Below are 26,892 nucleotides of genomic sequence, written 5' to 3'. Positions count from 1 at the left end.
CACTTCGCCGCTGATGCGCCGCGCCGACTGGAACCGGCTCGACGCAGCCGAGCGTACGCAGCTGCTCCGGCGCCCCTCGCAACGCACGTCGGCCGTGACGACGACCGCCGTCGCCGCGATCATCGACGAAGTCCGCGACAACGGCGATGCCGCACTGCGTGCCTTCGCGCTCCGCTTCGACGGTGTCGCTCTGGACGACCTGCGCGTCGGTGCCGACGAACTGCGCGCAGCTGGCGACAGCTTGCCCCCAGCCTTGCGCCAGGCCATCGACGAAGCGGCCGCGCGCATCGCCCTGTTCCACGAGGCGGGCATGAGCAGTGCCTACGCCATCGATACCGCGCCGGGCGTGCGTTGCGAGCGCGTGCTGCGGCCGATCCGCCGCGTCGGCCTGTACGTGCCGGCCGGCTCGGCGCCGCTGCCATCTACTGCGTTGATGCTGGGCGTGCCGGCGCACCTGGCCGGTTGCCCCGAGGTGGTGCTGTGCACGCCGCCTCGCCGCGACGGCACGGCTGACCCGGCAGTGCTGTATGCGGCGCAGCGTTGCGGCATCGATCGCATCTTCAAGATTGGTGGCGCGCAGGCGATCGCCGCGATGGCCTTCGGAACCGATAGCGTGCCGCGTTGCGACAAGCTCTTCGGCCCGGGCAATGCCTACGTCACCGAGGCCAAGCGCCAGGTCGCGATGAGCCAGGACGGCCCGGCCATCGACATGCCGGCCGGCCCCTCTGAAGTGCTGGTGATCGCCGATGGCGGCGCCAACGCGGCCTTCGTCGCCGCCGACCTGTTGTCGCAGGCCGAGCACGGTCCGGATTCGCAGGTGGTGCTGCTCAGCGACGACGATGCACTGCTCGATGCGGTTGCCGTCGAACTGTCGCGGCAGGTCGAAACTTTGCCCCGCGCCGCCATCGCCCTCCAGGCGCTGGAGGCCTCGTGCGCGATCCGGGTCGAGTCCATCGAGCAGGCGCTGCAGGTCAGCAACGACTACGCACCCGAGCACCTGATCCTGGCCGTGCGCGAAGCGCGACGCTGGCTGCCGCAGGTGCAGGCGGCCGGATCGGTGTTCCTCGGCGACTGGGCACCGGAAGCGCTGGGCGATTACTGCAGCGGCACCAATCACGTGTTGCCGACCAATGGTGCGGCGCGCTTCAGCGGCGGCCTCAATGTCGCCAGCTTCCAGATCGCCATCACCGTGCAGGAAGTGCAGCCGCAGGGGATCGAGGCGATCGGTCCGTGCGCGGTCGAGCTGGCGCGCGCCGAAGGCCTCGACGCGCACCTCCAGGCCGTCGCCCTGCGTCTGCAGGCGGTGGCGGCATGAGCGCGGCCGCCGATGCGTTGACCATCGCCAGCAGCCCGTTGTTGCTGGTGCGCGAGGACCTGCGCGACTTCGCCGGTTACCAGTCGGCGCGCAGCCAGCGGCTGCAGGGCAGCGTCTGGCTCAACGCCAACGAATCGCCGTGGCGCAACGACGCCGATGGCGACGGATCGCTGCGCCGATATCCGGATCCGCAGCCGCAGGCACTGCGCGAAGCGCTGGCCGGGTTGTACGGCTGCGTTCCCGGGCAACTGCTGGCGGGGCGCGGCAGTGACGAAGGCATCGACCTGCTGGTGCGGGCGGTGTGCCGGCCGGGCGGAGATGCGGTGCTGGTCACCACCCCCACCTTCGGCATGTACGCGGTAAGTGCGCGCCTGCACGGTACGCGCGTGGTCGACGTGCCGCTGCTGGAGGATCCACAAGGATGGGGGTGTGACTTCGCCGCGGTCGCGGCCGCGGTGCGGCGTGACGGGGTCAAACTCGTATTCCTGTGTTCCCCCGGCAATCCGACCGGGGCCTTGCTGCCGCTCCAAGACATTTCGCGACTGGCGCGCGAGCTTGATGGCCAGGCGCTGGTCGTCGTCGACGAGGCCTACCTCGAGTTCGCCGATGCCGCGTCCGCGATCACGTTGCTTCCGGCGCAGCGCAACGTCGTCGTGCTGCGGACCTTGTCGAAGGCGCACGCATTGGCCGCGGCGCGCATCGGCAGCGTGATCGCCGATGCCGACCTGATCGACGTGCTGCGGCGCTGCCAGGCGCCCTATCCATTGCCGGCCGCCTGCACCGCGCAGGCACTGCAGGCACTGTCACCGCAGGTGCGATCGGTCACCGCCGAACATGTCGCCGCCGTGCGCGAGGAGCGCGAGCAACTGCGCTCGGCGTTGGCCGCATTGCCTGGCGTGCGCCGCGTCCACGACTCGCGTGCCAACTTCGTGCTCGCACGCTTCGACGATGCACAGGCGGCGTTCGACGCCCTGCTTGCGGCCGGCGTCGTGGTCCGCGACATGCGATCGGCCCCCGGACTCGGCGACGCGCTGCGCATCAGTCTCGGGACGCCCGAACAGAACCGGAGGGTGCTGAAGGTGCTGAAGGAGGTCCTGCGATGAGTACCACGCCGATCCTGTTCGTGGACCGCGACGGCACGCTGATCGAGGAGCCGTCCGACTTCCAGATCGATCGCTTCGACAAGCTCCGCTTCGTCGCTGGCGTGATCCCGGCGATGCTGCGCCTGCGCGATGCCGGCTACCAGTTCGTGATGGTCACCAACCAGGATGGCCTCGGCAGCGCATCGTTCCCGCGTGCGGACTTCGATGGCCCGCACGGCCTGATGATGCAGGTGTTCGAGAGCCAGGGAATCGCCTTCCGCGACGTGCTGATCGACACCAGCCTGCCGGCCGACAACGCACCCACGCGCAAGCCCGGGATCGGCCTGGCGCTGCCGTTCTTGCAGGACCGCGGCATCGACTGGACGCGCTCGGCGATGGTCGGCGACCGCGAGACCGACAACGCCTTTGCCCGCAACCTCGGCATCCGCGCGTTCCAGCTGCGCACCGCGCAGTTCGGCGGCGAGTGGGACTGGAGCGGCATCGCCCACGCCCTCGCGGACGCGCCGCGGACCGCGCGCGTCAACCGCACGACCCGCGAGACCCGGATCGAAGTCGGCCTCGACCTGGATCGTGGCGCCGAGCCGGTGGTCGCCACCGGCCTGGGCTTCTTCGATCACATGCTGGAGCAGATCGGCAAGCACGGTGGCTTTGCCCTGGAGCTGCGCTGCGAGGGTGACCTGCACATCGACGAGCACCACACGGTCGAGGACAGTGCGCTGGCGCTGGGCCAGGCCCTGCGCGAGGCGCTCGGCGACAAGCGCGGCATCGGGCGTTACGGCTTCACGCTGCCCATGGACGAAAGCCTGGCCAGCGCCGCGCTGGATTTCTCCGGGCGGCCGTACTTCGTCTTTGACGGTACCTTCAGCCGCGAGCGCGTCGGTGGCCTGCCGACGGAGCTTGTGCCGCACTTCTTCCGCTCCCTGTGCGAGGGCGCCGGGATGAACCTCAATCTGCGCGTGCAGGGCGACAACGACCACCACAAGGTCGAAGCCTGCTTCAAGGCGGTGGCGCGTTCGCTGCGCCAGGCGATCCGCCGTGAAGGCAATGAGCTGCCGAGCACAAAGGGCAGCCTATGACGCAGGTCGTGCTGATCGACTGGGGTGGGGGGAACATCGGCTCGGTGCGTTACGCGCTTGAGAGGTTGGGAGTGCGCGCGGTACTCAGTGCCGATGCCGACACCATCACTGCCGCGCAACGCGTGATCCTGCCCGGGGTCGGCGCGGCGCCGCCGGCGATGGCGCGGCTGCGCGAACTCGGGCTGGTCGAGCCGATCCGTCGGCTGCGGCAGCCGCTGCTGGGGATCTGCCTGGGCATGCAACTGCTGTACGAGTCCTCGGAGGAGGGCGACGTCGAATGCCTTGGCTTGCTGCCCGGCCGCATCGTCCGCATGACATCAGCACCGGGAGTACGTGTGCCGCACATGGGTTGGAACCAGTTGCAGCCGTCGCAGGCGACGGCACTTCTCGATGGCATCGATGCCGGCGCGCACGCCTACTTCGTGCACGGCTATGCCGCGCCGCCGAGCGGTGACACGCTGGCCAGCTGCGATCACGGCACTGCATTCACGGCGGTGGCCGGACGCAGCAACTGCTTTGGCGCGCAGTTCCACCCGGAGCGTTCGGCGGCCGTGGGCCAGCGATTGCTGGCGAACTTCCTGGCGATGGAGGCGGCATGAGCGCCGAACCATTGCTGTCACCGGTACCGGCCATGGAATTCGATCTGTACCCCGCGATCGACGTGCGCGAAGGCCACATGGTGCGGCTGCACCAGGGCGATTACGACCGCGAGACCCGCTACGAGGAACCGCCGCTCGAGATGGCGATGCGCCACGCGCGGCAAGGTGCTCGCTGGCTGCACCTGGTCGACCTGGATGCTGCCCGCAATGGCGGCTACACCCTGCTGCCGCTATTGCGCGTGCTGGCCCGCACGAGCTGGCTGCGCGTGCAGACCGGCGGTGGCGTGCGCGGCGAAGAGGACGTGGCGAGGATCCTCGAAGCCGGCGCCGACCGCGTGGTGATCGGCTCGCTCTCCGTGCGTGAGCCGGAGCGGGTGCTGGGCTGGGTCGAACGCTTCGGCGCCGAGCGCATCACCATTGCCCTGGACGCGCGCCAGGACGACAGCGGCGAGTGGCAGTTGCCGGTATCGGGCTGGACCCAAAGCAGTTCGGCCAGTCTGCAGACGCTGGTGCGGCGCTTCGCCGATGGCGGCGTGCGCCACCTGCTGTGCACCGACATCTCCCGTGATGGCACGCTGGGCGGGCCCAACCTCGACTTGTACCGGCTGATCGTCAAGCTCGCGCCGGAGCTGTACGTGCAGGCGTCGGGCGGCATCCGCGACATCGCCGACATCCTTGCCGCACGTGCCGCCGGTTGCAGCGGCGCGGTGCTCGGCAAGGCGCTGATCGAGGGTCGCTTCGCCCTGGACGAAGCGCTCGACAAGGTGCGCCAATGCTGAGCCGGCGCATCGTTCCGTGCCTGGACGTCCGCGATGGCCGCGTCGTCAAGGGCGTGCGCTTCCGCGACCACGTCGACATGGGCGACATCGTCGCGCTGGCGCTGCGCTACCGTGACGAAGGCGCCGACGAACTGGTCTTCTACGACATCACCGCCAGCCCCGAGGGTCGCAGCGTCGACCGCGCCTGGGTCGAGCGCGTGGCGCGCGAGATCGACATCCCGTTCTGCGTCGCCGGCGGCATCCGTTCGGTCGAGGATGCACGCACGGTGCTCCACGCCGGCGCCGACAAGGTGTCGATCAATACCCCGGCGCTCGAGCGTCCGCAGCTGATCGGCGAGATCGCCGACGCCTTCGGCCAGCAATGCGTGGTGGTGGGCATCGACAGCCTGCGCGATGCGGACGGGCAGTGGCGGGTGCGCCAGTACAGCGGTGACCCGTCGCGCACGCGGGCACTGCCGCAGCGCACGCTCGACTGGGTCGACGAAGCGCAGCAGCGCGGCGCCGGCGAGATCGTGCTCAATTGCATGGGCAGCGACGGCGTGCGCGAGGGGTACGACATCGAGCAGTTGCAGGCGGTGCGCCAGCACTGCCAGGTGCCGCTGGTGGCCTCGGGCGGTGCCGGCGCGATCGCCCATTTCGCCGATGTGTTCCGCCAGGCCGACGTCGATGCGGCGCTGGCGGCCAGCGTGTTCCATTCCGGCGCGGTTCCCATCCCCGAACTCAAACGGCACCTGCGCGGGCAGGGCATCGAGGTGCGCGATGTCGCCTGAAGCCATCACGCTGACGGCCCCCTTCGACGAGCTGGCCTGGGACAAGCAGGGCGGCCTGCTGCCGGCGATAGTGCAGGATGCCGACACGCTGGCCGTGCTGATGCTCGGCTACATGGACCGCGACGCCTTGAAGGCCACCGTCGACAGCGGCCGCGTTACGTTCTTCAGCCGCAGTCGCCAGCGTCAGTGGACCAAGGGCGAAAGCTCCGGCCATTTCCTCGAGCTGGTGGCGCTGGAGGCCGACTGCGACGCCGACACCTTGCTCGTGCTGGCGCGCCCGCAGGGCCCGACCTGTCATCTCGGCCGGACCAGTTGCTTCGCGCAGGCGCCGGCGCATGCCTCATTCCTGGGCGAACTCGATGCGCTGATCGCCACACGTGAGCGCGAGCGTCCGGCCGGCAGCTATACCACCTCGCTGTTCGAGGACGGAATGCGCCGCATAGCCCAGAAGGTCGGCGAGGAGGGCGTGGAAACGGCGCTGGCCGCAGTGGCACAGCCGGACGAGGAGCTGATCGGCGAAGCGGCCGACCTGATGTACCACCTGCTGGTGTTGCTGCGCGCGCGGGGCCTCGGGCTGGGCGACGTGGAGACTTTGCTGAAAACGAGACATCGCGCCTGATCGTGCCGGCGTGGGGCAGGGTGCCGGCGCTTGCGGCAAAATGGCCCCCTCAGCCAAGGCTCCCCGGTACCGACACATGCCGCGATTCCATCTGCTCATTGCCCTGTGCCTGGTCTTCAGCTCCGCGGCGCATGCACAGGCGCAACCGGCATCGATCACCGGCACGGTCTACCAGGACAGCAACGGCAACCAGCGACGCGATGCCTCCGAGCGCGGGATCGCCGGCATCAAGGTGTCCAACGGCCGCGACCTGGCAATCACCGATGCACAGGGCCGCTATCGGCTGCCCGCACTCGATGGCAGCACGGTGTTCGTGATCAAGCCTGCCGGTTACGCCACTGCCACGGGCGCTAACGGATTGCCGCTGTTCTGGCATCACGTCTTCCCTGCCGGTTCGCCGCAGCTTCGCTACGGCGGCATCGCCGCCACCGGCGCGGGCGAGCTGGACTTTGCCTTGCGCAAGCAGCCCCGAACCGGCGGCGACCTGAAGATGCTCGTGTTCGGTGATCCGCAGCCCAAGAGCCTCACCGACGTCGGCTACTACGAACGCGACATCGTCGCTCCGCTGGTCGGCAAGCACGACGTGCGGCTGGGCCTGAGCCTGGGCGACATCGTCAACGACGACCTCAGCCTGTACCCGGCGATGAACCGCGTCACTTCGCAGTTTGGCGTGCCGTGGATGCACGTGCCCGGCAACCACGACCTCGATTTCGATGCTGCCCGCGACGAGGACGCGCTGCTTTCGTTCCGCAACGTGTTCGGCCCTGACAGCTATGCCTGGGAAGAGCCGCAGGCGAGCTTCATCGTGCTTGACGACGTGGTCTACCTGCCGGGCAGGAACCCCGCCTACGTCGGCGGACTGCGCGAGGACCAGTTCGCGTTCCTGCAGGCGTACCTGGCAACCTTGCCGAAGGACCGGCGCGTGGTGATCTCCGTGCACATCCCGTTCTTCGAGCCGTATCCGGGCGTGGAGAGTTTCCGGCGCGTCGACCGCGATCGCCTGTTCGCGATGCTCGAGGACCACAGCCAGGTACTTCTGCTGAGCGCCCACACGCACAACCAGCGCCACTACCGTCACGATGCTGCGACCGGCTGGCACGGCGCGCGGCCGCTGCACGAGTACAACGTCGGCGCGACCTGCGGCGCGTTCTGGTCCGGCGTCAAGGATGCGCAGGGCATTCCCGACACGACCATGAGCGACGGCACGCCAAACGGCTACGCCTGGCTGACCTTCAAGCCGGACGGCGAGTACTCGCTGCGCTACCAGGTCGCGCGTGCACCGGCCGACCGCGCGATGGCGCTCTACGCGCCGAAGGTACTGCGACTGGGCGCATGGGCGGCCAACGGCATCTACGCCAACGTGTTCATGGGCGACGCCGACAGCCGCGTTGAGTACCGGATCGACGAGGGCCAGTGGAAGCCGATGCGGCGCGTGTCGCAGCCGGACCCGACCCTGGTCGCGGAGAACCTCGCCGACGACAAGGCCGGGCAGCTGCGTGGCTACGACCGTTCGCCGGAAGCCGTTCCTTCGACCCATCTGTGGCGTGGCGTGCTGCCGACCGATGTCGGCGCCGGCGAGCATCGCATCCAGGTGCGGGTCTTTGATCGCTGGCGCGGCGAACTGGTCGACCAGACCAGTTACCGCCTCGACCAGGCCAGGGAGTGAGGCGATGGTGGTGACACTGCCCAGCGACCTGCCGATCCAGCTGTTTGCCAATCCCGCCGCCTGGGAGAAGTGGCTGTCGGCCCACGGCAGTGCTCCCGGGCTGTGGCTGAAGATCGCCAAGAAGGACAAGGGCGTGGTCTCGGTGACCTATGCCGAGGCGCTCGATGTGGCGCTGTGCCACGGTTGGATCGACGGCCTCAAGCGTGCGTGCGATGACCAGTACTTCCTGCAGCGCTTCACGCCGCGTCGCCCGAAGAGCCTGTGGTCGAAGATCAACGTCGCCAAGGTCGAGCGGCTGATTGCCGAAGGGCGCATGCAGGCCGGTGGACTGCGCGAGGTCGAGGCGGCGCGCGCCGACGGGCGCTGGCAGGCGGCCTATCACGCGGCCAGCGGCATGGAAGTTCCGCCGGAGCTGGCAGCGGCGCTGGCGAAGAACGCGAAGGCGCGGCGGTTCTTCGAACAACTCGACGGCACCAACCGTTACGCCTTCTGCTGGCGCGTGCATACGGCAAAGAAGCCGGAAACGCGTAATGCGCGTGCTGCGAAGTTCGTGGAGATGCTCGCCAGGGGCGAGAAGATCCACGCCTAGATCGCCACGTCGTCCCGGCGAAAGCCGGGACCCATTTTGCTCTGCAGCTTTTGGGGAAGCTGAAAGTCAACCTGGATCCTGGCATTCGCCGGGATGACGGTGACAAGGCTGGTGGAATTCAGGTCAGTTCGATCTGGTCGAAGCGTTCGACTCGCCGATGACCATGCGCCGCGTCGCCCTGGCGAGGCTTCGGGTAATCCTCGAGTCGATCGATCAGCACGGTCTGCAGGCCAGCGTCGCGTGCGGCATCGAGCTCCTCGACCACGTCGGACAGGAACACGATCTCGCTGGCCGGGATGCGGATCGACTCGACGATGTTGCGGTAGCTCTGCGCATCGCGCTTGCCGCCCATCTCGGTATCGAACCAGCCCGAGAACAACGCCGTTAGGTCACCTGCGTCGCTATGGCCGAAGAACAGTCGCTGCGCCGGCACGCTGCCCGAGGAGTACACGAACAGCGGCAGCCCGGCGGCATGCCAGCTGCGCAGCGCCGGTGCGGCATCCGGGTAGATGTGCGCGGTGAAGTCGGCGCTCTTGTAGCCGTCGGCCCAGATCATGCCCTGCAGGGCCTTGAGCGCGGTGTGCTTGCGGTCTTCGTCGATCCAGCCCTGCAGCACTTCGACGATCATGGCGTCATCGCACATGCCGCCGTTCTCGGTGGCGACGGCATCGAGCCATTTGCGCACCGCCGGTTCCTTGCCGCGCGCGGCGACGAAGCGGGGCAGGGCGCGGCGGGCGTACGGGAACAGCACGTCCTTGACGAAGGAGATGCTGCTGGTGGTGCCTTCGATGTCGGTGAGGATGGCGCGGATCGTCATCCCGCCTGCCCCTTCTCGTAGCGCGGAAAGCGCTGGGCGATGTCGGTGCCGGTGAAGTGGCCGACCCAGCCGTCGGGCTCGGTGAAGAAGCGGATCGCGATGAAGCTCGGCTCCGGGCCCATGTCGAACCAGTGTCGGGTGCTGTCGGGCACGGCGATCAGATCGCCCTGCTCGCACTTGATCTCGTAGACCTGTTCGCCGACATGCAGGGTGAACAGCCCGGACCCGGCGACGAAGAAACGCACCTCGTCTTCCTTGTGGAAGTGCTCGTCGAGGAACTTCGCGCGCATGGTTTCACGCTGCGGGTTGTCCGGGGCAATGCTGACCACGTCGACGGTCTTGAAGCCGCGCTCGCTGACGAGGCGATCGATGTCGGCGCGATAGGCCTCCATGATCTTTTCCGGCGGATCGCCCGGGGCGACCGGCGCGCTGGCCTGCCACTGCTCGAAGGCAACGCCAATGCGCTGCAGTTCGCGTGCGATCTCGGCCTGGTCGCTGGTCGCCAGGCTCGGCGAGGTGGTGTCGGTTTCACTGAAAATGCGCAGGCGGCTCATCGCTGCAGTCTCCTGATTTCAAGCTCGCAGCCGAGCAGGAATTCGAATGCTTCCAGGTGGCGCCGGGCTTCCGGCATGTCCTTGCCCCAGGCGTACAGTCCGTGGCCGTCGATCAGGTAGCCCCACATCGCCTTGCGGTCGAGCAGGCAGTCGACCTGCGCGGCCAGCGTGTGCATGTCCTGGCTGTTGGGCAGCACCGGCAGCTCGACGCTCATCTCGTGAGTGGTGTTGCCGCTGAAGGCTTTCAAGAGCTCGTAGCCCTCCAGGTGCACGTGACCCTGGCCGGAGTACAGGCGCGACGCCACCGTCTGCACCTTGGAGTGCGTGTGCAGGACGCAGCCGATCTCTGGGAAGCGCTTGTACAGCTGGGTGTGCAGCAGGGTTTCGGCCGAGGACTTGTTGCTGGTCGCGACCGGATTGCCGTCGAGGTCGACGACCATGATGTCGGTCTCGGTCAGGCGGCCCTTGTCGCGTCCGGAGACGGTAATGGCGATGTGCTGGTCGTCCATGCGGCGCGAGAAGTTGCTGCTGGTCGCCGGCGTCCAGCCCAGCTCCGACAGCTCGCGCACGTTGACGATGATCTCCCCGGCGCAATGCGCCAGGCGCTGGGGGTCGTAGGGCAGTGGGGTGCTCATGGCGCAAAGTGTAGCGAACCCGGGGGCTTTGCCGCGATTTCCATGGGCGTGCGGGCCGGGGTCGACGGACGGAAGGCCGATCCAGGGGGCACGGGCGCATGGCGGGAATCACAGGAGGTTGGCCATCCTGGCCGCTCGGGCCGCAACCGGCCGGCCAATGCCCTGGCCTGCAGCCGGCAGCTGTGAAGCATCCGTTATCCAAGCCTGAACGCTGCGGCCGCACTCGGCGCCGTCCTCACGCAGCACATCACCACCACGGGACAGAATCGGGCAAGTCCACACGTTCGCGCCCACTGCGCTGCATGCCCTCGATCAATGTCCTGACCGTCAATGTGCACATGGGTTTCAACCTGCTGAACCGTCGCTTCGTGCTGCCGGAGCTGCGCGAGGCGATCCGCGAAGTGTCGGCCGACATGGTGTTCCTGCAGGAAGTTCTCGGCGAGCACGCCCGCCATGCGCAGCGCCATGCCAACTGGCCACAGGGGCCGCAGTACGAATTCCTCGCCGACAGCCTGTGGACCCAGTTCGCGTACGGCCGCAATGCCGTCTACCCGCATGGCCACCACGGCAACGCGCTGCTGTCCCGGTTCCCGATCGTCTCGCATATCAACCGCGACGTCTCGGTCCATGGCCACGAGCAGCGCGGTCTGCTGCACGCGGTGGTAAAGGTGCCAGAGCTTGCGCAACCGCTGCACACGATCTGCGTTCACCTTGGGCTGCGCGAATCGCACCGCCAGCGCCAGATCGGGTTGCTGTGCGCGATCATCGCCGAAGTGATCCCCGCCGATGCGCCGCTCGTGGTTGCCGGTGATTTCAACGACTGGCGCCATCGCGGCCATGCAGTGCTCAAGCGCTGCGGGCTGAGGGAGGTGTTCGAGCAGGCGCACGGAAGACTCAGGCGGACCTTCCCGTCGCACTGGCCGCTGCTGGCGGTGGATCGCATTTATGTCCGCAACGTCCGCGCCAGCGTGCCGGCGGTGTTGTCCTCGCAGCCCTGGTCAAAGCTCTCCGACCACGCGCCGCTGCTGGCGAGGATCGAACTGTGAGGTGGTCGCGTGCCAGCGCGGCGAGCGCCTGGCGCAGCGGCAATCGCGTGCGCCTGCTGGAAAACGGCGAGGAGTATTTCGCCGGGGTGTTCGAGGCGATCGACGGCGCCCGCAGCGAGATCCTGCTGGAGACGTTCATCCTGTTCGAGGACAAGGTTGGCCAGGAATTGCAGCGGCGCCTGGTTGCCGCGGCCCAGCGCGGCGTCAACGTGCAGATGCTGATCGACGGCTACGGGTCCCCGGATCTGTCGAAGGAGTTCCAGGAGGGCCTCAGCAGCGCTGGCGCCAAGCTGCGAATATTCGACCAGAAGCCGACCGTGCTGGGTGTGCGGCTGAACGTGTTCCGGCGGCTCCACCGCAAGCTGGTGGTGATCGATGACGACATCGCGTTCGTAGGCGGCATCAACTTTTCCGCCGACCACCTGGCCGACTTCGGCCCGACGGCAAAGCAGGACTATGCGGTCGAGATCGAAGGGCCGGCGGTGGCCGACATCGCCGGATTCATGCGCACGGCGATCGCCACCCGCGGCACCGGCGACCGCTGGAAACCACCGGCCAGTGCCGGGGGAGACGGCGCCGGAAGCGCCGAAGTGGTTTTCGTTTCTCGCGACAACACCCGCAACACCCGCAGCATCGAGCGCGAATACCGGCAGGCCTTGCGCGCCGCGCAGCATGAAGTCGTGATTGCCAACGCCTATTTCTTCCCCGGCTACGGATTGCTGCGCGACCTGCGCGACGCCGCAAGACGCGGGGTCAAGGTGCACCTGATCTTCCAGGGCGAGCCGGACACGCAACTGGCGCTGGTCGCTGCACGTTCCCTCTACCGCTATCTGGTCGATGCCGGCGTCTGCATCCACGAGTACTGCGCGCGGCCTTTCCACGGCAAGGTCGCGGTGATTGACGGGGAATGGAGCACGGTCGGCTCGAGCAATCTCGATCCGCTCAGCCTTTCGCTCAATTTCGAGGCGAATGTGTTCGTTCGCGATCGCGAGTTCGCCGCTGACCTGCGTGGCCGGCTGGATCGGTTGCTGGAGCACGACTGCCAGTCCGTCGATCCGGCCAGCGTGCCGCGCGGCCGCTTCTGGCAACCGTTCACGCGCCCTGTGCTGTTCCATGTGCTGCGACGGTTTCCGGCCTGGGCGGGATGGCTCCCGGCGCATACGCCGCGTACTTCGCTGGTTCGGCCGCCCACGGAAACGGCGCAATGACGACATCCGGGCGTGAGCGCTGGCGGCGTGCCCGGAGGGTCGGATTCTTCGTATTCCTTGCGATCGTGGCGTGGCTGCTGATCCGCTACGCATCGTCCGTGGACTGGGCGCAAGTCGTGCACGCGCTGGAGAATTACCGTGCTTCCACTATTGCCGCAGCGCTGGCGCTGACCGCGGCCAGCTACCTGCTCTACTGCGGATTCGAACTGGCAGCGCGACGCTACAGCCGTCACGGGCTGCCGGTTGCGCGGGTAATGGCCATTGCCGGCGTGGTCTATGCCTTCAGCCTCAATGTCGGCGCGCTGGTGGGCGGTGCCGGGCTGCGTCTGCGGCTGTACTCGCACGCCGGACTGGCGCTGGGCACCATCGGCCGCATAGCCGGGTTCGCCATCGCGACCAACTGGCTCGGTTACCTGCTGCTGACCGGCGCGTTGTTCGCTGCGGGACAGGTGTCGATGCCGCCCACCTGGGGCTGGAGCGGCATCGCGTTGCGATGGTTGGGCCTGGCGATGCTGGCGGCCGTGGCTGCTTACCTGGTTGCCTGCCTGTTCGCGCACGATCGCGTGTTCCGGCTGCGTGGCCACCAGGTGCGCCTGCCATCGCTGCCCCTGGCGCTGCTGCAGTTGTTGCTCGCCGCCGGCAACTGGGCACTGATGGGTTGGCTGCTTCACCTGCTGATGCCGCCGACGCTGGGTTATCCGGCCGTGCTGGGTGCGTTGCTGCTGGCCGCGGTCGCGACTGCGATCGCGCACATTCCTGCAGGCTTCGGTGTGATCGAGGCGGTGTTCCTGGCGTTGTTCGCGCGGACGGTGCCGTCGCCGCAGTTGCTGGCCGCGTTGCTTGCCTATCGTGCCTGCTATTACCTGGCTCCACTGATGCTGGCCGTAGTCGGCTACGTCGCACTGGAGTCGGCGGCGAGTCGGCGAGAGCCAGCCTGACGCCTCAGCCGAGAATGTTTCCAAGTTTAAGAAATTTCTTATGGAGCCCGTGGGCCGCAGCGGCTCCACTGGAGGCTCCAGTCGTTCGGTGAGGATCGGCCCGTTGCGCCGCATTCTTGCGCTTCGGTCGCATTGTTCAACCTGCATGAGTGAGGTTCGTCCGTCGACTGCGTGCCAGTCAGCGCACGGTCTGAACCGCCGGACCTGGACCCTCCCTGGAGCAACGCTCCGTGACCAGAGGTCCACATGCAAATCACGAAAGTCAATTCCGGGCTCGCTGGCTGCCTGCTCGTTCTGTCAGCCTTGTTGCTGCTTGCCGGCTGCGAGTGGCGCAGCGTCGACATCGACCAGGCACCGGCAATCAGCGCGGAAACAGCATCGCCAGCGCCGGGGATTTCACGAATGGGCGGCGAATGGGTCGTCATCACCACCGGCAACGGCCGCAACGGCGAGAAGGTCGCCAGCTCGTGGTACCTGTTGCGGTTCCGCGACGACAGCACGGCCAAGCTGCTATGGGTCACGCCCGGTCACTACGCCCGCGAACGGGTCGGATATTCGCAGGTCGGTGATGTCGTCACGCTTCGCGGTGCGCTTGAAGCACCTCAGGTCAACGGCGTGCCATTCCGGCTCGGCGCGGACGGGCGGCTGGTTGCCAGCTTTCCGGGCAAGGGCGGCGGCGACAACCTGTCCTTCACCCACCGCAGCATCAGTTGGCCGTATGTCCACTGGCTGCTGATCTTCGCCGGCCTCGCCGCTGCCTTCATGATGTGGCGCCAGTGGAAGTGGTTCACGCCGATCGTGTGCGGCCTGGGTATCGTGGTGATGAGCTTCTACTGGATCAACGAATCCGGCGTCACCGCCGTGTTCCGCTGGGTCAAGCTCTACACGCTGGTGGTGTCGATCTGGTTCTTCTGGTTCGTGCGCTATACGCCGCTGCACAAGTACAAGTGGATGCGCTTCCTGGTGGCCGCGATCCTGGCGTTGAACATCATCGAAGCGGTCGAAGTGGACTTCAAGTCCGGTTACATGCCCAACCTGCTCAACGGCGCGGCCGGCATCCTCAACATCCTGGCGATGACGCGCTGGAACGCCATCGGCCCCAACCGAACCGACGTCCGCGACCTGGTGTGGCCCGGCCAGGCAGTGCTGTGGATCATCGCCTACGACATCTGGAACGTGACGTTCTCGTATCTCAACTTCAACGAGTACACGTCCAACAGCATGGCGCTGAACCTGGTTCCGACGCTGATCGCGCTGTGGATCCCGGGCGTCTGGGTCGCGGCCCGCGGTACCACGCTCGGGTTCTTCTACATCTACCTGTTCACCTTCAGCGTGTTCGTGATGGAGAAGGGCTTCGTGCCGATTCCGATCAACGATACGTCGGCGCTGCTGGTCGCCAGCGCGAGCTTCGGGATCAACCTGGTGCTGTGCGCTCTGGTTTGGAACTGGAAGTTGTTCCAGCGCGGGCCGGCGTGGCTGAACTTCGGTCAGTACCGCCACGCCGAACGCATCGGCACGATGTACGACTCGATCCACGTCGACCTGGACAAGATCCCGGCGATGGCGGACTACCCGCCCGCCAAGCCACAGGCGGAGAAGATCAGCGTGCATGCATCCGCCATCAGTTGACGAACGCTGCGGATCGTAGTCCGGGAGTCTGGCCGCCGATGTGCGGCCAGACTTCAGTTTGGGCGAGGCTCGACGTCGCGATCAACGCCGTGGTGCGTTGCCGCCCATCATCGAGCCGGCCAGCCCGATCAGATCGGAGAAGTCGGTATCGCCATCACCATCGCGATCGAGGACGGCGCCGAGCAGGCCGCCACCGATGCCGCCCTGCTGGGTGATCGTCTGCTGTTCCTGGCCCAGGGCCTGCTCCAGCGATTGCGGTGATGCCGGCAACTGGCTCGCCAGCGTGTTGCCACCGCTGGAGAACACCTGCTTGGCGAGATAGGCCATCACGATCGGCGCGAGCACCTGCAGCAGCGTGCCAGCCTGGTTGCTGCCCAGACCGGTCGCGGCACCCAGGCCCTGGGCAGCGCCTTGCTGGCGGGCGCCGAAGATGTGGCCGAGGATCTGGCCACCCGCGCCGCCGCCGCCGCCGCCCATCACCGAACCGAGCACGCTGCCGATATCGAGGCTGGCGTGATCGCGTTCCAGCGCACCGTACAGCGCCTGCGCACCCTGAGGTTGCGTGGCATTGCGGCCGAGCGCACCCAGCAGCAGCGGCAGAGCCGCGGACACGGCTCCGCTGGCCTGCGACGGTGAGAGGCCGAGTTGTTGTCCGATCTGCGCCAGCGGCTGTCCCTGCAGCTGGTTGAGAAGATCATCGGTCAACGAAGTGGTCATTGCAGTCAGTCCTTTGGGTGGGGACTGTGATGCTAGCGCTGCGCCGTTCAGTGGCCGTGACGGTGTCCGTCATCCCGGCGAACACAGTGCCCGTCATCCCGGCGAACGCCGGGATCCATTTGCCTTGCCTTCGAACAACGTCCATGGATTCCCGCCTTCGCGGGAATGACATGAGGGCTGATTGCGCTTCTAACCCGCTTCGATGGGCTCATTGCTGCGCTGCGAAGCAACCGCCGCTTCCAGCCCCAGCGCCTTCGCCACGCCGGCGCCGTATGCCGGGTCGGCCTTGGTGCAGTTACCTATGTGGCGCAGCTTGATGAACTCCGGTGCATCGCCCATGGCGCGCGCGGTGTTCTCGAACAACACCTGCTGCTGTTCCCGTGACATCAGTCGGAACAGGTCGCCGGGCTGCTTGTAGTAGTCGGCATCGTCCTCGCGGAAATTCCAGAAGTCGGCGTTGCCATTGATCTTCAGCGGTGGCTCGCGATATTCGGGCTGCTCCTGCCACTGCTGGTAGCTGTTGGGCTCGTAGTGCAGCGTGCCGCCGTAGTTGCCGTCAACGCGCATCGCGCCGTCGCGGTGGTTGCTGTGCACCGGGCAGCGTGCGGCGTTGACCGGTATCTGGTGGTGGTTGACGCCGAGGCGGTAACGCTGCGCATCGGAATAGGCGAACAGGCGTGCCTGCAGCATCTTGTCCGGCGAGACGCTGATGCCGGGCACCAGGTTGTTCGGAGCGAATGCGCTCTGCTCGACGTCGGCGAAGAAGTTCTCCGGATTGCGGTTGAGCTCCATCACGCCCACTTCGATCAGCGGGTAGTCCTTCTTCGGCCAGACCTTGGTCAGGTCGAAGGGGTGGTAGGGCACCTTTTCGGCGTCTGCTTCCGGCATGACCTGGATATACATCGTCCATTTCGGGAATTCGCCACGTTCGATCGCATCGAACAGGTCGCGCTGGTGGCTCTCGCGGTCGCCGCCGACGAGTTGGGCGGCCTCGGCGTCGGTCAGGTTCTTGATGCCCTGCTGGGTCTTGATGTGGAACTTGACCCAGTAACGCTCGTTGGCGGCATTGATGAAGCTGTAGGTGTGCGAGCCGAAGCCGTGCATGTGGCGGTAGCTGGCCGGGATGCCGCGGTCGCTCATGACGATGGTGACCTGGTGCAGCGCCTCGGGCAGGCTGGTCCAGAAATCCCAGTTGTTGCGCGCGCTGCGCAGGTTGGTCTTCGGGTCGCGCTTGACCGCCTTGTTGAGGTCGGGGAACTTGCGCGGATCGCGCAGGAAGAACACCGGCGTGTTGTTGCCGACCAGGTCCCAGTTGCCTTCCTCGGTGTAGAACTTCAGGGCGAAACCGCGGATGTCGCGCTCGGCGTCGGCGGCGCCACGTTCGCCGGCGACGGTGGTGAAGCGGGCGAACATCTCGGTCTTCTTGCCCACGGCGCTGAAGATCTTCGCGCGCGTGTACTTGCTGATGTCATTGGTGACGGTGAAGGTGCCGAAGGCGCCGGAGCCCTTGGCGTGCATGCGGCGCTCGGGAATGATCTCGCGGTTGAGGTTGGCGAGCTTCTCGATCAGCCATACGTCCTGCATCAGCACCGGGCCGCGCGGGCCGGCGGTCATGCTGTTCTGGTTGTCGACTACCGGTGCGCCAAAGGCGGTGGTCAGCGGGGTCTTCTCGGGCTTGTCGTTGGGGTTGCTCATGGCGCGTTCCTTCGTGGCTGTGTGGCTACAAGGTAGGCAGGACTAACGATCAATGAAAATCGTTTCTGGCGAATGACGCGATAGGGGGCGGCTATCGACGCGCAGCGCATGACGCGCAGACGTCCGCGTCGCGGTCCGCTACGGGCAGTTTTAAACGTTCAGGCGTTCACGCCGCGTCTACACGACGCGGCCGCATGGCGCGGTCAGGACAGCGACTTGAGCCTGTACAGCGCTTCCAGTGCCTGCTTCGGCGTCAGCTCGTCGGGTTCCAGCGATGCCAGTGCATCGAGTGCGGCCGACGACGGCGAGAACAGGCCGAACTGCTGCGGCGCATCCAGTGCGGCAGGTGCCAGCGACGGAACCGGTGCATCGCGACTTTGCTGTTCAAGTTCGGCAAGTCGTCCACGCGCCTGTTGTACGACTGCCTTCGGCAATCCCGCCAGCGCCGCTACCTGCAGGCCGAAACTGCGATCGGCCGGGCCGTCCTTGACCGCATGCATGAACACCAGCTGGTCGCCATGCTCGACCGCATCGAGATGGACATTGGCGATGCCGCTGCCGGGCTCGGCCAGCGTGGTCAGTTCGAAGTAGTGCGTGGCGAACAGCGTGTAGGCACGATTGTGGTGGGCCAGGTGGCGCGCACAGGCTTCCGCCAACGCCAGGCCGTCGTAGGTCGACGTGCCGCGGCCGATCTCGTCCATCAGCACCAGTGACTGCGAAGTGGCGTGATGCAGGATGTAGCTGGTCTCGCTCATCTCGACCATGAAGGTCGACTGCCCGCGCGCCAGGTCATCGCCAGCCCCTATACGGGTGAGGATGCGGTCGATCGGGCCGATGGTCGCGCGTGAGGCCGGCACGAAGCTGCCGGTGTGGGCGAGCAGCACGATCAGCGCGTTCTGCCGCATGTAGGTCGATTTACCGCCCATGTTCGGGCCGGTGATGACCAGCATGCGGCGGTCTTCACCCAGGACCAGGTCGTTGGGCTCGAACGGATCGCTGCGCACGGCCTCCACCACGGGATGGCGGCCGCGTTCGATGTGCAGCCCGGGTTCGTCGCCCAGGGTCGGTGCGACCCAGTCCAGCGACTGCGCGCGTTCGGCGAAGCAGCACAGCACGTCGAGCTCGGCCAGCGCGCCGGCGCAGCGCTTGAGCGGCTCCAGGCGTTCGTTGAGCACATCGAGCATTTGTTCGTAGAGCAGGCGCTCGCGGCTGAGCGAACGCTCCCGCGCCGACAACACCTTGTCCTCGAATTGCTTGAGCTCCTCGGTGATGTAACGCTCGGCGCCGGTCAGCGTCTGGCGGCGGGTGTAGTGGGTCGGCGCCTTGTCGGCCTGGCCCTTGCTGATCTCGATGTAGTAGCCGTGGACGCGGTTGTAGCCGACCTTGAGCGTGGCGATGCCGCTGCTGGCGCGCTCGCGTGCTTCCAGGTCGATCAGGAACTGGTCGGCGTGCGTCGACAGCGTGCGCAGTTCGTCGAGCTCGGCGTCGTAGCCTTCGGCGAAGACGCCGCCGTCGCGCGCGAGCACCGGCGGCTGCGTGACGATCGCCGACTGCAGCAGGTGCGCGTGCTCGTCGTGCTCGCCCAGTTCCGCCGCCAGCGCGGCCAGGTGCGGCGAATCCAGCGGGGCCAGTCCGGAGCGCACGTCCGGCAGCATCCCCAGGCCGTCGCGCAGCGTCGACAGGTCGCGCGGACGGGCGCTGCGCAGGGCGATGCGCGAGAGGATGCGCTCGAGGTCGCCCAGCGCACGGAAGCGCTCGCGAAGTGCATCAGCGGCACGCGAATCGAGCAGCGTTGCCACCGCCTGCTGGCGCAGGCGCAGCGGCGTGCGCTCGCGCAGTGGGCGATGCAGCCAGCGGCGCAGGAGGCGGCCACCCATCGGGGTGATGGTCGAATCGAGCACGCCGAGCAGGGTGTGGCGGTGGTCGCCGTCGAGGCGGCTGTCGATTTCCAGGTGGCGCCGGGTCGCGGCATTCATCGCGATCGCCCCGTCGCCGGACTCGACCGCGATCGAGGTCAGGTGCGGCAGGCGCTGCTTCTGGGTTTCTTCGACGTAGCCGAGCAGGGCCGCGGCGGCGGCGATCGACAGCGGCTTGTCTTCCAGGCCGAAGCCGGACAGGTCGTGCAGGTTGAAGAAGCGCAGCAGCTGGCGACGGCCGCTGTCGGCGTCGAACAGCCACGGCGCGCGCCGGCGCAGTCCGGTGCGTTCGGCCACGAACGGCGCCCAGCCGTCCTCGTCGGCGATCAGGGTCTCGGCCGGCTCCAGCCGGGCCAGCTCGGCTTCAAGCGCATCCTCATTGGCGACTTCGTTGACCAGGAAGCGGCCGCCGGCGAGGTCGGCCCAGGCCAGGCCGTAGCCGCTCTTGCCGCGGGCGATGGTCAGCAGCAGGGTGTCGCGGCGCTCGTTGAGCAGCGCTTCGTCGGTGACCGTGCCCGGGGTGACGATCCGCACCACCTTGCGCTCGACGATGCCCTTGGCCAGGGCCGGGTCGCCGATCTGCTCGCAGATCGCCACCGATTCGCCCAGGGCCACCAGCCGTGCCAGATAGCCCTCGGCCGAGTGGTGCGGCACGCCGGCCATCGGGATCGGCTGGCCGCCGGACTGGCCGCGCTGGGTCAGGGTGATGTCGAGCAGGCGCGCGGCCTTGCGCGCGTCGTCGAAGAACAGCTCGTAGAAGTCGCCCATGCGGAAAAACATCAGCACGTCCGGATGCTCCGCCTTGGCGGCGAAAAACTGCTTCATCAGGGGCGTGTGCTCGGGCGGCCGTTCGGCTGAACTCATGGATCGTGGATCTTCGTATGCGTGCGGGAGGTCCGGCGCAGGGGCCGGCGAGGGAGGTCGCTAGGCTATCAGCCGGGGGCGGATTACGGACCCCGTTGCCCGAGGGGCGAATCCGTGCTCGGTGGCGGGCCGCGCTCGTGGCCGGGCCACCTCCCTGCTGCACTGCCACATTGCCAGTCCAGCGGACATGTTACGTTTCCGTTGCCGTTCGCTGCCGTATGCCCATCGGGACACGTGTCGAGTTTGGATGGGGGTGTCGCCGGTCGCGCCAAAAGGGGGCGCGTGCATTGGTTGTGGGTCGGACGCCGTACATCCAATAACTCGAGGGGAGGGGACGCGATGGTTTCGTGCAAGCCAGTGATTTCAGTGGGCACCACAACGAACGTGACCAGGAAGCTGCTTGCGCTCGCGATCGCGACGACGCTCGCGACGCCAGTCTGGTCGGTCCAGGCACAGGAGGCCGCAGCGGCCCCGGTACTGCAGAGCGGCCAGCTGAAGAAGGACGAGTCGAAGAATGACGACGAACCGACGACGCTGGCCGCCATGACGGTCACCGCGCAGAAGCGCGAGGAAGCGCTGCAGGACGTGCCGATTTCGATCACCGCCTTGCCCGAGCAGTTGCTGCAGGACACCGGCGTACGTGACGTCAAGGATTTGCAGGTGCTGGTGCCCGGCCTGACCGTGACCAGCACCCAGAGCGAGGCCCAGACCACTGCGCGCATCCGCGGCATCGGCACGGTCGGCGACAACGCCGGCCTGGAATCGTCGGTCGGCGTGGTCATCGACGGCGTGTACCGGCCCCGCAACGGCGTGGGCTTCGGCGACCTCGGCGAGATCGAGCGCATCGAAGTGCTGAAGGGCCCGCAGGGCACCGTGTTCGGCAAGAACACGTCCGCCGGCGTGATCAACGTGATCACCAAGCGCCCGCATTACCTGACCCAGGTCGAAGGCGAGCTGACGGTCGGCAACTACAACGCGGTCGGCCTGGCCGGCTCGCTCAACGTGCCGCTCAACGACATGTCGGCGTTCCGCGTCTACGCCGCCAAGCGCAAGCGCGACGGCTTCACCGACGTGCACACCGGCGCCGGCCCGCGCGTGGAGACCGAAGACGGCGACCAGAACTTCCACACCCTGCGCGGCCAGCTGTTGCTGGAGCCTACCGACAACCTCGACATCAATTTCATCACCGACTTCACCAGTCGCGAGGAGAACTGCTGCGTAGGCGTGACCACGGTGCGCGGTGCCACGGGCGACATCGTCAACGCCCTGTCGCCGGATGAGGGTGTTGCGCCGGTGGCCGATCCGTTCGCACGCGTCGCCTGGAGCAACCGCAGCACCAAGCAGGACATCAAGGACAAGGGTGTTGCCGCGGAAGTCAACTGGATCACGCCGTGGTTCAGCGGCGCGACCCTGACCTCGATCACGGCCTGGCGCGAGTGGGATTCGATCAACGGCCTGGACTTCGACTTCAGCAGCGCCGACATCCTTTACCGCAATGGCGAAGAAGACGAATCGCTGACCGGCTTCGAGACCTTCACCCAGGAGTTCCGCCTGACCGGCGCCAGCGACAGCATCGACTGGATGGTCGGCCTGTTCTATTCCGACGAAGACCTCGATCGCAACGAGACCTACCGCATCGGCAATGCCTACGAGCCGTACCTGTCGGTGGCACTGCTGTCGATGATCAACCCGGCGCTGGGCCGCAGCCCGACCGCGCCGCTGTTCCTGTCGCAGGCCAGTGGCCGTCCCTTCGGCACGGCGTTCGCGGGCTTCGGTGCCGATGACGTCTACAAGCAGAACGCCAAGAGCGCGGCCATCTTCACCAACAACACCTGGCACGCGACCGATGCGCTCGACCTGACCCTGGGCCTGCGCTACACCCGCGAGGAGAAGGAACTCGACTCGGCCTACAGCAATCCCAATGGCAGCCCAGGCTGCTCTGCGATGCTCGGACCTGGCGGGCAGCAACGAGTGGCGGCGGCGCTGCTCGCGCGCGGCGTGCCGCAGGCGGCGCTGCCGACGGTGATTCCGCAGGTGATCGGCTTCTCCTGCCTGCCCTGGGCCAATCCGCTGCACAACGGCCGCGTGACGCACCAGGAGAGCGAAGAGAAGGAGTGGTCCGGCACGCTCAAGGCCGCTTACCGTTGGAATGAGCACTGGATGGGCTACGCCTCGGCGGCGCGCGGCTACAAGGCCGGCGGCTTCAACCTCGACCGCGTGCAGTCCAATACCGGTCTGTCCAGCGGTGGCTCGGGCATCCTGCCGGTGAACGACACATCGTTCCCGGGCGAGTTCGTCGACAGCTACGAGCTCGGTGCCAAGACGACCTGGGACGAAGGCAACCTGCTGCTCAACGCCACGCTGTTCCACCAGACCTACGAGGACTTCCAGCTCAACAGCTTCCTCGGCACCAGCTTCGTGGTGCGCTCGATCCCCGAGGTCGTGTCCAAGGGTATCGACACCGAGGTGCTGTGGCAGGCCACGCGCGGGCTGATGGTGCAGGGCGGCGTGACCTACGCCGATACCCGTTACGGCGACAGCATTCCCGGCGGCGATTTCGTCGCACCCACCGGCGCGCTGTACAAGCTGCCGGGCAGCCGGGTGAGCTTCGCGCCGTACTGGTCGACGTCGGCCTCGGTGACCTACGACTATCCGTTCGCCGGTGACCTGCTGGCGCGCTTCAACCTCGGCGCCAAGTACATGTCGGAGTACAACACCGGCTCGGACCTGGACGTGGAGAAGGTCCAGGAAGGCTTCACCGTGGTCAATGCGCGCATCGGCATCGGCAAGCAGAACCGCAACTGGATGGTCGAGCTGTGGGCGCTGAACCTCACCGACGAGGACTACGTCCAGGTCGGCTTCGACGCGCCGTTGCAGAACGTGTCGCCGGCGCCGAACAATCCGTTCAACTCGTTCAACGGATTCCTCGGCGCGCCGCGCACGTACGGCATGACGTTGCGGATCCTGTACTGATACGCGGCACTTCAATGCCCCTCTCCCGCAGGCGGGGGAGGGGCTGAGGTGAGGCCCGCTGCGCTTGCGGCTATCATGCCGGCATGAAGAACGACGTCTCCGATGCCGCCCTGCATCGCCTCGCCGAAGTGGTCGGCGAAGCGGCCCGCAACCACCGCCAGACCCTGGTGACCGCCGAAAGCTGCACCGGCGGCTGGATCGCCAAGATGCTCACCGACATTCCCGGCTCCTCGACCTGGTTCGAGGCGGGCATGGCGGCGTACAGCTACGAGGCCAAGCAGGCGCTGCTTGGCGTGCGTCCGCAGACACTGGAACAGCATGGCGCGGTCAGCCGCGACACCGTCATCGAGATGGTGTCCGGCGCGCTGGTGCATTCGGGCGCGACGCTGGCCGTCGCCGTGACCGGCATCGCCGGACCTGGTGGCGGCACCGAGGACAAGCCGGTCGGCACGGTCTGGATCGCCTGGAAGCGGCGCGGCGGTTACCCGACCGCGGTGACCTTCCATTTCGACGGCGACCGCGATGACGTCCGCCGGCAGACCGTGGCCGCCGCCCTGCACGGGCTGGCCGAGCTGATGGCGTAGGAGCGAGCTTGCTCGCGATCCACCCATAACCCTGGCGTTGATCGCGAGCAAGCTCGCGGTGTGGCAGGGCTTGACGGCAGCAATGTGCCGTTAGTAGTATTGCTACTAATGGATATCACCGACACCCAGCGCGCCATCCTCGCCCTGATCGCCGAGCGGATCGAAGCCGAGGGCGTGCCGCCCTCGCAGACCGAGATCGCCCGCGCCATGGGTTTCAGCAGCGTTCGTGCGGCCCAGTACCACCTCGAGGCGCTCGAGCAGGCAGGCGCCATCCAGCGCGTGCCGGGCCGGGCCCGCGGCATCCGCCTGGTGGCGCCGCCGGGGGACGTGGCAGACACCGTCGCTGTCCAGGCAGCCGATGCAGCTGCCGACGCCATCTCCGACGATGCCCTGCGCCTGCCGGTGCTGGGGCAGGTCGCTGCCGGCCGGCCGATCGGCGCGGACATCGGTTCGGACGATTTCGTCCTGCTCGATCGCGTGTTCTTCTCGCCGACGCCCGACTACCTGCTCAAGGTCAAGGGCGACTCGATGCGCGACGAGGGCATCTTCAACGGCGACCTGATCGGCGTGCACCGCACCCGCGACGCCCGCTCGGGCCAGATCGTGGTCGCGCGCATCGACGACGAGATCACCGTCAAGCTGCTCAAGATCGGCAAGGACCGCATCCGCCTGCTGCCGCGCAATCCCGATTACGCGCCGATCGAGGTCGAGCCCGACCAGGATTTCGCCATCGAAGGGCTTTACTGCGGCCTGGTGAGGCCGAATCGATGAGCGCCTCCAAGGCCTTTCCCCACCATCCCCCTCGGAGTGCGCCAATGGCCACCGCTTCCCTGATCAGACAAATTTGCGTTGCACGCACGGGAGTCTCAGTCCGTGCGACCTGCCAAGCCTAAATTGCCCCCGACACGAATGCCGTCATCACGGCAATACGACCAACACGACCTCAAGGACTCCACGATGGACGAGAACAAGAAGCGCGCCCTTTCGGCCGCCCTGGGCCAGATCGAGAAGCAGTTCGGCAAGGGCTCGGTGATGCGCATGGGTGACCGCGTGGCGGAGCCGGCCGAGGTCATCGGCACCGGTTCGCTGATGCTCGACATCGCTCTCGGCATCGGCGGCCTGCCCAAGGGGCGCGTCGTCGAGATCTACGGTCCGGAGTCCTCTGGCAAGACCACGCTGACCCTGCAGACGATTGCCGAATGCCAGAAGCTGGGCGGCACCGCGGCCTTCGTCGACGCCGAGCATGCGCTCGACCCGACCTACGCCTCCAAGCTCGGCGTCAACGTCGACGACCTGCTGGTCAGCCAGCCCGACACCGGCGAGCAGGCCCTGGAAATCGCCGACATGCTGGTGCGTTCGGGCGCGGTCGACATGGTCGTGGTCGACTCGGTCGCCGCGCTGACCCCGCGCGCCGAAATCGAAGGCGAGATGGGCGACCAGCTGCCGGGCCTGCAGGCCCGCCTGATGAGCCAGGCGCTGCGCAAGCTGACCGGCAACATCAAGCGCTCCAACTGCATGGTGATCTTCATCAACCAGCTGCGCATGAAGATCGGCGTGATGATGCCGGGCCAGAGTCCGGAAACCACCACCGGCGGCAATGCGCTGAAGTTCTACGCCTCCGTGCGCCTGGACATCCGCCGCATCGGCGCGATCAAGAAGGGCGACGAGATCATCGGCAACCAGACCCGCATCAAGGTGGTCAAGAACAAGCTGGCGCCGCCGTTCAAGCAGGTCGTCACCGAGATCCTGTACGGCGAGGGCATCTCGCGCGAAGGCGAGCTGATCGACATGGGCGTGGACGCCAAGCTGGTCGAGAAGTCCGGCGCCTGGTACAGCGCGTACGACGAGCGCATCGGCCAGGGCAAGGAAAACGCCCGCCAGTACCTCAAGGACAACCCCGAGGTCGCCAAGCGCCTGGAAGCGGCGCTGCGCGAGAAGTTCGTGGCCACCGATGCCAAGCGTGACGAAGACGGCGACGATGCCGTCGCCGACGACTGAGCGGACGGCGAGGGAAGGGTAGGCGGCGATGCATGGCGACTTGCTGGATGAGGGCGCGCCAGAGGAAGGCATGCCAGACGAGAACCCGCCGGGCAGCGGTTCCGGAAGCGACGACCGCGGCGGTGCTGGTGCTGGTGCCCGCCCGGCCCGGCGTCGTGGACGCCCGGAGCAGACACCGTTGCAGCGAGCGCTGGGCCTGCTGGCCCGGCGCGAGCATTCCCGCAAGGAACTGAGCCGAAAACTGACCTTGCGCGGCCTGGATGCCGGCGACGTGGAGGCGGCCGTGGGCCGCCTGGCGGGCGAGGGCTGGCAGGACGACAAGCGTTTCGCCGAAAGCCTGGTCCGCAGCCGTGCCGGCAGTGGCTACGGGCCGGTCCGGATCCGCGCCGAGCTGGCCACCCATGGGCTCGACCGCGAGGCCGTCGCCCGGGCGATGGAGACCTACGAAGGCGACTGGGCCGAGAACGCCCGCGAGCTGGTCCAGCGCCGGTTTGGACCCGGGGTCACCGAAGAGTTGAACCTGCGGCGCAAGGCCGCGGATTTCCTGATGCGGCGGGGTTTCGACGGCGCCAGCGTGCGCGCCGCCACCCGCTACGACCCGGACGACTGACGTTGGAGCGAGCTTGCTCGCGATCCTGGGGCACACTGGCGAGCTATCGCGAGCAAGCTCGCTCCTACGGGGCCGGGGGCGGCGCTGGCCTTCGCGCAGAGCTGGCGCGGTCCTGTTAACCTAACCGGCTTTCGGGTCCTGGGTTGCCTGCTCCTGTCGACGTCCCCATCGTGAGGGGCATGGGCCGGTCCG

Annotated in this window: 24 protein-coding genes; 18 read left to right on the top strand and 6 right to left on the bottom strand. The window is 67.2% G+C overall.

Annotated features, from left to right (window positions below; all coding sequences use genetic code 11):
* Positions 1-13: 13 nt before the first annotated feature.
* The 9 genes from hisD (at position 14) to AC3A3Q_RS02075 (ending at position 8,516) form a co-directional block, all read left to right on the top strand.
* Positions 14-1,315: a histidinol dehydrogenase gene (hisD, locus tag AC3A3Q_RS02115; RefSeq protein WP_487584912.1), complete on the top strand. Its 1,302-nt coding sequence runs from the start codon at positions 14-16 to the stop codon at positions 1,313-1,315.
* The gene (hisC, locus tag AC3A3Q_RS02110) at positions 1,312-2,418 is read left to right on the top strand and encodes a histidinol-phosphate transaminase (protein ID WP_487584669.1); all 1,107 of its coding nucleotides are present in this window, start codon (positions 1,312-1,314) and stop codon (positions 2,416-2,418) included. The genes hisD and hisC overlap by 4 nt, the downstream gene beginning before the upstream one ends.
* Positions 2,415-3,494, top strand: coding sequence for a bifunctional histidinol-phosphatase/imidazoleglycerol-phosphate dehydratase HisB (gene hisB, locus AC3A3Q_RS02105; RefSeq protein WP_487584668.1), 1,080 nt, complete (start codon positions 2,415-2,417; stop codon positions 3,492-3,494). The genes hisC and hisB overlap by 4 nt, the downstream gene beginning before the upstream one ends.
* Positions 3,491-4,093 carry an imidazole glycerol phosphate synthase subunit HisH gene (gene hisH, locus AC3A3Q_RS02100; RefSeq protein ID WP_487584667.1) on the top strand — a complete coding sequence of 201 codons (603 nt, stop codon included), beginning with the start codon at positions 3,491-3,493 and terminating at the stop codon, positions 4,091-4,093. Before hisB ends, hisH begins: the two co-directional genes overlap by 4 nt.
* Before the next feature lie 32 nt (positions 4,094-4,125).
* The gene (gene hisA / locus AC3A3Q_RS02095) at positions 4,126-4,872 is read left to right on the top strand and encodes a 1-(5-phosphoribosyl)-5-[(5-phosphoribosylamino)methylideneamino]imidazole-4-carboxamide isomerase (protein WP_487584911.1); all 747 of its coding nucleotides are present in this window, start codon (positions 4,126-4,128) and stop codon (positions 4,870-4,872) included.
* Entirely contained in the window at positions 4,866-5,642 is a 777-nt protein-coding gene (gene hisF / locus AC3A3Q_RS02090) for an imidazole glycerol phosphate synthase subunit HisF (RefSeq protein WP_487584666.1), read from the top strand. The genes hisA and hisF overlap by 7 nt, the downstream gene beginning before the upstream one ends.
* Positions 5,632-6,261 carry a bifunctional phosphoribosyl-AMP cyclohydrolase/phosphoribosyl-ATP diphosphatase HisIE gene (gene hisIE, locus AC3A3Q_RS02085; RefSeq protein WP_487584665.1) on the top strand — a complete coding sequence of 210 codons (630 nt, stop codon included), beginning with the start codon at positions 5,632-5,634 and terminating at the stop codon, positions 6,259-6,261. The genes hisF and hisIE overlap by 11 nt, the downstream gene beginning before the upstream one ends.
* A 76-nt stretch (positions 6,262-6,337) precedes the next feature.
* Positions 6,338-7,927, top strand: a complete 1,590-nt coding sequence (locus AC3A3Q_RS02080; protein WP_487584664.1) for a calcineurin-like phosphoesterase C-terminal domain-containing protein — start codon at positions 6,338-6,340, stop codon at positions 7,925-7,927.
* Positions 7,928-7,931: 4 nt separating this feature from the next.
* On the top strand, positions 7,932-8,516 hold the full coding sequence (locus AC3A3Q_RS02075) for a YdeI/OmpD-associated family protein (RefSeq protein ID WP_487584663.1): 585 nt from the start codon (positions 7,932-7,934) through the stop codon (positions 8,514-8,516).
* Between the two features lie 118 nt (positions 8,517-8,634).
* On the opposite strand, the gene mtnC is transcribed toward AC3A3Q_RS02075, so the two are convergent.
* From mtnC to AC3A3Q_RS02060, 3 genes are read right to left on the bottom strand one after another with little or no spacing between them, the layout of a single operon-like run.
* Positions 8,635-9,333 carry an acireductone synthase gene (mtnC, locus tag AC3A3Q_RS02070; protein WP_487584662.1) on the bottom strand — a complete coding sequence of 233 codons (699 nt, stop codon included), beginning with the start codon at positions 9,331-9,333 and terminating at the stop codon, positions 8,635-8,637.
* Positions 9,330-9,887, bottom strand: a complete 558-nt coding sequence (locus AC3A3Q_RS02065) for a 1,2-dihydroxy-3-keto-5-methylthiopentene dioxygenase (protein WP_487584661.1) — start codon at positions 9,885-9,887, stop codon at positions 9,330-9,332. Before AC3A3Q_RS02065 ends, mtnC begins: the two co-directional genes overlap by 4 nt.
* Positions 9,884-10,522, bottom strand: coding sequence for a methylthioribulose 1-phosphate dehydratase (locus tag AC3A3Q_RS02060; RefSeq protein WP_487584660.1), 639 nt, complete (start codon positions 10,520-10,522; stop codon positions 9,884-9,886). Before AC3A3Q_RS02060 ends, AC3A3Q_RS02065 begins: the two co-directional genes overlap by 4 nt.
* A gap of 302 nt (positions 10,523-10,824) precedes the next feature.
* Between AC3A3Q_RS02060 and AC3A3Q_RS02055 the strand changes: the two genes are divergently transcribed.
* The 4 genes from AC3A3Q_RS02055 to AC3A3Q_RS02040 all read left to right on the top strand — a co-directional run bounded on the left by AC3A3Q_RS02055 (position 10,825) and on the right by AC3A3Q_RS02040 (position 15,343).
* Positions 10,825-11,568, top strand: coding sequence for an endonuclease/exonuclease/phosphatase family protein (locus AC3A3Q_RS02055; RefSeq protein WP_487584659.1), 744 nt, complete (start codon positions 10,825-10,827; stop codon positions 11,566-11,568).
* Positions 11,565-12,776: a cardiolipin synthase ClsB gene (gene clsB, locus AC3A3Q_RS02050; RefSeq protein WP_487584658.1), complete on the top strand. Its 1,212-nt coding sequence runs from the start codon at positions 11,565-11,567 to the stop codon at positions 12,774-12,776. Before AC3A3Q_RS02055 ends, clsB begins: the two co-directional genes overlap by 4 nt.
* Positions 12,773-13,714, top strand: a complete 942-nt coding sequence (locus AC3A3Q_RS02045; protein ID WP_487584657.1) for a putative bifunctional lysylphosphatidylglycerol flippase/synthetase — start codon at positions 12,773-12,775, stop codon at positions 13,712-13,714. Before clsB ends, AC3A3Q_RS02045 begins: the two co-directional genes overlap by 4 nt.
* Positions 13,715-13,960: 246 nt before the next feature.
* Positions 13,961-15,343, top strand: coding sequence for a DUF5692 family protein (locus tag AC3A3Q_RS02040; RefSeq protein ID WP_487584656.1), 1,383 nt, complete (start codon positions 13,961-13,963; stop codon positions 15,341-15,343).
* A gap of 81 nt (positions 15,344-15,424) precedes the next feature.
* On the opposite strand, the gene AC3A3Q_RS02035 is transcribed toward AC3A3Q_RS02040, so the two are convergent.
* The 3 genes from AC3A3Q_RS02035 to mutS all read right to left on the bottom strand — a co-directional run bounded on the left by AC3A3Q_RS02035 (position 15,425) and on the right by mutS (position 20,535).
* The gene (locus AC3A3Q_RS02035) at positions 15,425-16,060 is read right to left on the bottom strand and encodes a DUF937 domain-containing protein (protein WP_487584655.1); all 636 of its coding nucleotides are present in this window, start codon (positions 16,058-16,060) and stop codon (positions 15,425-15,427) included.
* Positions 16,061-16,249: 189 nt separating this feature from the next.
* Positions 16,250-17,755, bottom strand: coding sequence for a catalase (locus tag AC3A3Q_RS02030; protein ID WP_487584654.1), 1,506 nt, complete (start codon positions 17,753-17,755; stop codon positions 16,250-16,252).
* A 203-nt stretch (positions 17,756-17,958) separates the two neighbouring features.
* On the bottom strand, positions 17,959-20,535 hold the full coding sequence (gene mutS, locus AC3A3Q_RS02025) for a DNA mismatch repair protein MutS (protein WP_487584653.1): 2,577 nt from the start codon (positions 20,533-20,535) through the stop codon (positions 17,959-17,961).
* Between the two features lie 384 nt (positions 20,536-20,919).
* On the opposite strand from mutS, the gene AC3A3Q_RS02020 reads away from it, so the two are divergent.
* From AC3A3Q_RS02020 to recX, 5 genes are all read left to right on the top strand, one after another.
* On the top strand, positions 20,920-23,508 hold the full coding sequence (locus AC3A3Q_RS02020) for a TonB-dependent receptor (protein WP_487584652.1): 2,589 nt from the start codon (positions 20,920-20,922) through the stop codon (positions 23,506-23,508).
* An 83-nt stretch (positions 23,509-23,591) separates the two neighbouring features.
* Positions 23,592-24,092: a CinA family protein gene (locus tag AC3A3Q_RS02015; RefSeq protein ID WP_200604800.1), complete on the top strand. Its 501-nt coding sequence runs from the start codon at positions 23,592-23,594 to the stop codon at positions 24,090-24,092.
* Positions 24,093-24,200: 108 nt separating this feature from the next.
* Positions 24,201-24,863 carry a transcriptional repressor LexA gene (gene lexA, locus AC3A3Q_RS02010; RefSeq protein WP_487584651.1) on the top strand — a complete coding sequence of 221 codons (663 nt, stop codon included), beginning with the start codon at positions 24,201-24,203 and terminating at the stop codon, positions 24,861-24,863.
* A gap of 186 nt (positions 24,864-25,049) precedes the next feature.
* Complete coding sequence (gene recA, locus AC3A3Q_RS02005) at positions 25,050-26,090, top strand: recombinase RecA (protein WP_200604811.1); 1,041 nt, start codon at positions 25,050-25,052, stop codon at positions 26,088-26,090.
* A gap of 70 nt (positions 26,091-26,160) precedes the next feature.
* Complete coding sequence (gene recX, locus AC3A3Q_RS02000; RefSeq protein WP_487584650.1) at positions 26,161-26,700, top strand: recombination regulator RecX; 540 nt, start codon at positions 26,161-26,163, stop codon at positions 26,698-26,700.
* Positions 26,701-26,892 lie beyond the last annotated feature (192 nt).

Source organism: Lysobacter sp. Soil_C_59, from assembly GCF_057656415.1.
Note: the sequence above shows the minus strand (reverse complement) of the source record. Positions and strands in the feature narration are given on the sequence as shown.

Bases quoted from the DNA above. Each gene is read 5' to 3' on its own strand.
- hisB (WP_487584668.1), top strand. From the start codon at position 2,415: ATGAGTACCACGCCGATCCTGTTCGTGGACCGCGACGGCACGCTGATC.
- AC3A3Q_RS02065 (WP_487584661.1), bottom strand. From the start codon at position 9,887: ATGAGCCGCCTGCGCATTTTCAGTGAAACCGACACCACCTCGCCGAGC.
- hisC (WP_487584669.1), top strand. From the start codon at position 1,312: ATGAGCGCGGCCGCCGATGCGTTGACCATCGCCAGCAGCCCGTTGTTG.
- AC3A3Q_RS02030 (WP_487584654.1), bottom strand. From the start codon at position 17,755: ATGAGCAACCCCAACGACAAGCCCGAGAAGACCCCGCTGACCACCGCC.
- AC3A3Q_RS02045 (WP_487584657.1), top strand. From the start codon at position 12,773: ATGACGACATCCGGGCGTGAGCGCTGGCGGCGTGCCCGGAGGGTCGGA.
- AC3A3Q_RS02040 (WP_487584656.1), top strand. From the start codon at position 13,961: ATGCAAATCACGAAAGTCAATTCCGGGCTCGCTGGCTGCCTGCTCGTT.
- AC3A3Q_RS02055 (WP_487584659.1), top strand. From the start codon at position 10,825: ATGCCCTCGATCAATGTCCTGACCGTCAATGTGCACATGGGTTTCAAC.
- recX (WP_487584650.1), top strand. From the start codon at position 26,161: ATGCCAGACGAGAACCCGCCGGGCAGCGGTTCCGGAAGCGACGACCGC.
- AC3A3Q_RS02060 (WP_487584660.1), bottom strand. From the start codon at position 10,522: ATGAGCACCCCACTGCCCTACGACCCCCAGCGCCTGGCGCATTGCGCC.
- mutS (WP_487584653.1), bottom strand. From the start codon at position 20,535: ATGAGTTCAGCCGAACGGCCGCCCGAGCACACGCCCCTGATGAAGCAG.
- AC3A3Q_RS02075 (WP_487584663.1), top strand. From the start codon at position 7,932: ATGGTGGTGACACTGCCCAGCGACCTGCCGATCCAGCTGTTTGCCAAT.
- hisD (WP_487584912.1), top strand. From the start codon at position 14: ATGCGCCGCGCCGACTGGAACCGGCTCGACGCAGCCGAGCGTACGCAG.
- AC3A3Q_RS02035 (WP_487584655.1), bottom strand. From the start codon at position 16,060: ATGACCACTTCGTTGACCGATGATCTTCTCAACCAGCTGCAGGGACAG.
- hisH (WP_487584667.1), top strand. From the start codon at position 3,491: ATGACGCAGGTCGTGCTGATCGACTGGGGTGGGGGGAACATCGGCTCG.
- hisIE (WP_487584665.1), top strand. From the start codon at position 5,632: ATGTCGCCTGAAGCCATCACGCTGACGGCCCCCTTCGACGAGCTGGCC.
- hisF (WP_487584666.1), top strand. From the start codon at position 4,866: ATGCTGAGCCGGCGCATCGTTCCGTGCCTGGACGTCCGCGATGGCCGC.
- recA (WP_200604811.1), top strand. From the start codon at position 25,050: ATGGACGAGAACAAGAAGCGCGCCCTTTCGGCCGCCCTGGGCCAGATC.
- lexA (WP_487584651.1), top strand. From the start codon at position 24,201: ATGGATATCACCGACACCCAGCGCGCCATCCTCGCCCTGATCGCCGAG.
- AC3A3Q_RS02015 (WP_200604800.1), top strand. From the start codon at position 23,592: ATGAAGAACGACGTCTCCGATGCCGCCCTGCATCGCCTCGCCGAAGTG.
- hisA (WP_487584911.1), top strand. From the start codon at position 4,126: ATGGAATTCGATCTGTACCCCGCGATCGACGTGCGCGAAGGCCACATG.
- AC3A3Q_RS02080 (WP_487584664.1), top strand. From the start codon at position 6,338: ATGCCGCGATTCCATCTGCTCATTGCCCTGTGCCTGGTCTTCAGCTCC.
- mtnC (WP_487584662.1), bottom strand. From the start codon at position 9,333: ATGACGATCCGCGCCATCCTCACCGACATCGAAGGCACCACCAGCAGC.